The sequence below is a fragment of the Streptomyces sp. NPDC057099 genome, assembly GCF_042671245.1.
Lineage (GTDB): Bacteria > Actinomycetota > Actinomycetes > Streptomycetales > Streptomycetaceae > Streptomyces > Streptomyces purpurascens.
This window is the reverse complement of the sequence record NZ_JBHUTX010000102.1, coordinates 1-4,531: the sequence shown is the minus strand read 5'-3', so window position 1 is coordinate 4,531 and position 4,531 is coordinate 1. Positions and strand designations below refer to the sequence as shown.

The 4,531-nt window shown below is 73.0% G+C and carries 4 protein-coding genes; 2 read left to right on the top strand and 2 right to left on the bottom strand.

The genetic code is table 11. The annotated features are described in order from the left end of the window. Positions 1–81: 81 nt before the first annotated feature. A complete protein-coding gene (gene trxA / locus ACFT4A_RS42240; RefSeq protein WP_184587485.1) occupies positions 82–468 on the bottom strand; it encodes a thioredoxin in 387 nt (128 codons plus the stop codon). 119 nt (positions 469–587) lie between these two features. On the opposite strand from trxA, the gene ACFT4A_RS42235 reads away from it, so the two are divergent. After that, positions 588–2,018 (top strand): dihydrolipoyl dehydrogenase family protein, encoded by a 1,431-nt coding sequence (locus tag ACFT4A_RS42235; RefSeq protein WP_382841980.1) that lies wholly within the window; start codon positions 588–590, stop codon positions 2,016–2,018. A 243-nt stretch (positions 2,019–2,261) separates the two neighbouring features. Here the strand turns inward: ACFT4A_RS42235 and ACFT4A_RS42230 are convergent, their stop codons facing one another. After that, entirely contained in the window at positions 2,262–2,906 is a 645-nt protein-coding gene (locus tag ACFT4A_RS42230; RefSeq protein WP_382841977.1) for a peptide deformylase, read from the bottom strand. A gap of 168 nt (positions 2,907–3,074) precedes the next feature. On the opposite strand from ACFT4A_RS42230, the gene ACFT4A_RS42225 reads away from it, so the two are divergent. Further along, entirely contained in the window at positions 3,075–4,484 is a 1,410-nt protein-coding gene (locus tag ACFT4A_RS42225) for a PepSY-associated TM helix domain-containing protein (protein ID WP_382841974.1), read from the top strand. Positions 4,485–4,531 lie beyond the last annotated feature (47 nt).

Here is a 4,531-nt window from a genome sequence, read left to right as displayed (position 1 = left end):
GGCCTGGCCCGGCCGGGCATTCTCCGGCCGGGCCAGGCCCGGGGCGGTCGCTCGGGGGCGTCCTGCTCGCCCCCGGGCGGCTTACTCGCTCCCCTGCGGCTGCTGGGCCTGCTGCTCGGCGACGGCCTTGCGGACCTCGTCCATGTCCAGGCCCCTGGCCTGGCCGATGACGTCGGTCAGGGCGGCCTCGGGCAGGGCACCCGGCTGGGCGAACACGGCAACCTGGTCGCGGACGATCATCAGCGTGGGAATCGACTGGATACCGAAGGCCGCGGCCAGCTCCGGCTGCGCCTCGGTGTCCACCTTGCCGAACACCAGGTCCGGGTTCTCCTCCGCCGCCTTCTCGTAGACCGGGGCGAACTGCTTGCACGGCCCGCACCAGGACGCCCAGAAGTCGATCAAAACGAACTCGTTGTCCGTGACCGTCTGGTCGAAGTTCTCCTTGGTGAGCTCCACGGTGCTGCTCATGGTGTAAATCCCTCTTCCTGGTGTGGGGGCAAACCGTCGGCACAACACGGCCGACCTGGTGGGTATTCCGCGCCCCTACCCGTGTGGCCAGGGCGCACACCACCCACCAGACTGACCCCATGACGGAAACGGAAACCAACGCGTACGACGTCGTGGTGCTCGGGGCCGGGCCCGTGGGGGAGAACGTCGCAGACCGCGCCCGAGCGGCCGGACTGACCACCGCGGTCGTGGAGAGCGAACTGGTCGGCGGCGAGTGCTCGTACTGGGCGTGCATGCCCAGCAAGGCCCTGCTGCGGCCGGTCATCGCCCGGGCGGACGCCCGCCGCGTACCCGGCCTGAGCCAGTCGGTGCAGGGCCCCCTCGACGCCGCCGCGGTCCTCGCCCACCGGGACTACTTCACCTCCCACTGGAAGGACGACGGCCAGGTCGGCTGGCTCGACTCCATCGGCGCCGACCTGTACCGCGGCCACGGACGGCTCACCGGCCCCCGTACGGTGACGGTGACCGGCTCCGACGGCGCCGAGCACGTCCTGACCGCCCGGCACGCCGTCGCCGTCTGCACCGGAAGCCGCGCGTCCCTGCCCAGGCTGCCAGGAGTCGACGAGGTCAAGCCGTGGACCAGCCGGGAGGCCACCAGCTCCCCGAGCGTGCCCGGCCGGCTGATCGTGGTCGGCGGCGGCGTGGTCGCCACCGAGATGGCCACGGTCTGGCAGTCCCTCGGCTCCCAGGTCACCATGCTGGTCCGCGGCAAGGGCCTGCTTCCCAGGATGGAGCCCTTCGCCGGGGAACTGATCGCCGAGGCGCTCACCGAGGCCGGCACGGACGTCCGCACCGGCACGTCGGTCGAGTCGGTGACCCGCGAGGGCGGCACCGTCGTGGCCGTCACCGACAAGGGTGACCGCGTCGAGGCCGACGAGATCCTCTTCGCCATCGGCCGCGCGCCACGCACCGACGACATCGGCCTGGAGACGATCGGCCTGGACCCCGGCTCCTGGCTGCCGGTCGACGACAGCCTCCGCGTGACCGGCCACGACTGGCTCTACGCGGTCGGCGACGTCAACCAGCGCGCCCTGCTCACCCACCAGGGCAAGTACCAGGCGCGCATCGCGGGCGCCGCCATCGCCGCGCGGGCCATGGGGGAGACCCTCCTCGCCCAGCCCTGGGGCGCCCACAGCGCGACCGCCGACCACGCCGCCGTCCCCCAGGTCGTCTTCACCGACCCGGAGGCGGCGGCGGTGGGCCTGTCCCTGGCCGAGGCCGAGCAGGCAGGGCATCGCGTGAAGTCCGTCGATGTGGACCTCTCCACCGTCGCCGGCGCCGGCCTCTACGCCGACGGCTACAAGGGCCGCGCCCGCATGGTCGTCGATGTCGAGGCCGAGATCCTCCGCGGCGTGACCCTCGTGGGCCCCGGCGTGGGCGAACTCATCCACTCCGCGACGATCGCCGTGGCCGGCGAGGTCCCGGTCAGCCGCCTGTGGCACGCGGTCCCGTCCTACCCGACGATCAGCGAGGTGTGGCTCCGGCTGCTGGAGGCGTACCGGGACGCGTGACCGGCCGGGCCGGGGCGGGCCGCGGGCCCGTCCGCAGGCCACCGGCGGCCGGGACGGGGCCTCAGGCGGGCGGCGGGGCTCGCCCAGCGGCGGCCGGTGGCCGGGACGGGGCCTCAGTTCCGAATCAGCAAGAGGACACACGGGTGGCGTGGAAGCGGGTCCTCGGCTAGGAGATTCGGGGTGTGGACATGGGCGTCACGGTAGCTGAGGCGTCTGGCGGGCCGCCTCTGGTTTTTCCGTTCGCTACGGCAGCTCGAAGCCGAGTGCCCGCGCGGCCTCCTCCGGCGTCGGATGGGCCCAGCGCTCCGCCATCGCCAGGTTGGACGACAGCGAACGCGGCTCGGCCCGGTCCAGATACAGGACACCGTCGAGATGGTCCGTCTCGTGCTGCACGATCCGTGCGGGCCAGCCGGAGAACACCTCGTCCAGCGTGCAGCCGTGCTCGTCCTGCCCGGTCAGCCGCACCTCGGCGGGCCGCGCCACCACCGCCTGCCAGCCCGGCACACTCAGACAGCCCTCGAAGAACGCGGCCCGCGCGCCGCCGGCCGGCTCATAGGCGGGATTGACCAGCACCCGGAAGGGCTGGGGCACCCGCCCGCGCGCCAGACGCACGTCCTCCGGCACCGGAGCGGGGTCCTCGATCACCGCGATCCTGAGCGGCACACCGACCTGGGGCGCCGCCAGACCGACCCCCGGCGCCGCGCGCATGGTGACCCGCAGGGCCTCGACGAACCGGGCCAGCAGCGCGGGCTCCAGCTGACCGTCGTACGGCTCGGTGCCCCGCCGCAGCACCGGGTCCCCGGCCGCGACGATGGTCAACGGGACGCCGTCCGCGAGGAGTTCCTCGACCCGCTCGGCCAGCGGTGCGCGCTCACTCGGAGTTCCCATCGCGTCAGGATGACACGGCACCCTCCCCGCTCGCGTGACGCACGTCACATGCACTGGTCGGGAACTGAACGCCCCTCCGCCCCGACTACTGCACCGCAACACCACCACCGTCCCGCGAACGACGACCACCGCAACGGCCAAGAAGACGTCCCCCGGAGAAGCCCGCCGATGACCACCGCTCCCTCGACCACCACGGACGAGGCCCCGCAACCAGCCACCCCGGCACCCTCGAAGAGCAACTGGGCCCCCTTGCGCCCGCTCGTCCTTCGGCTGCACTTCTACGCCGGGGTACTGGTGGCGCCGTTCCTCCTCGTCGCCGCCGTCACCGGCCTGCTGTACGCCGCCTCCTTCCAGGTCGAGAAGGTCGTGTACGACCACGAACTGACCGTCCCCGTCGGCGACCGGAAGCTGCCGATCAGCGAGCAGGTGGCCGCCGCCCGCAAGGCCCACCCCGAGGGCACCGTCTCGGCCGTACGCCCCTCGCCCGAGGCGGACGCGACGACCAGGGTCATGCTGTCCGGCGTCCCGGGCGTCGACGAGGGCCACGCGCTCGCCGTGTTCGTCGACCCCTACACCGCGAAGGTGCGCGGCTCCCTCGAACAGTACGGCTCGACCGGCGCGCTGCCGCTGCGCACCTGGATCGACGAGTTCCACCGGGACCTCCACCTGGGCGAGACAGGGAGGTACTACAGCGAGCTGGCGGCCAGTTGGCTGTGGGTGATCTCGGCGGGCGGGCTGGTGCTGTGGTTCTCCCGCCGCCGTGCCCTGCGCAAGGTGCGGGGGACGAACGGACGGCGCCGCACGCTCGGACTGCACGGCAGCGTCGGTGTGTGGGCGGCGGCCGGGTTCTTCTTCCTCTCGGCGACCGGTCTCACCTGGTCGGCCTACGCCGGGGCCAACATCGACGAGCTGCGCACCTCGCTGGGCCACGCCACCCCGTCGGTGTCGGCGGCGGCGGGCGGCGAACACGCCGGCCACGGCTCCGCTGCCGGCCAGGCGGGAGACGCCGCGCACGGCGTGGGCCTGGACAAGGTCCTGGCGGCGGCGCGGGCCGAGGGTCTCGGCGACCCGGTGGAGGTCGTGCCGCCGGCCGACGCGACCTCGGCGTACGTGGTCAAGCAGGTGCAGCGCAGCTGGCCCGAGAAGCAGGACTCCGTCGCGATCGACCCGTCCAGCGGCGAGGTCATGGACGTGCTGCGGTTCGCCGACTACCCCGTGCTCGCGAAGCTCACCCGGTGGGGCATCGACCTGCACACCGGCATCCTGTTCGGCCTGGCCAACCAGATCGTCCTGATGCTGCTCACGCTCTCCCTGATCCTGCTGATCGTGTGGGGCTACCGCATGTGGTGGCAGCGCGGCCGCGGCTCCGCCTTCGGTCGGCCGATCCCGCGCGGCGCCTGGCAGCAGGTGCCGCCGCAGATCCTGGTCCCGCTGCTGGCCGGCGTCGCCGTGCTCGGCTACTTCCTGCCGCTGTTCGGAATCCCGCTGGCGGCCTTCCTCGCCGTCGACATCCTGCAAGGCGAGATCGCCTACCGGCGGGGGCGGCGCTCGTACGGAACCGGGACGCCCGCGCGGTAACGGACGGCCCTCTGATACGAGCGGTGCCCGGCTCCCCAGGGAGCCGG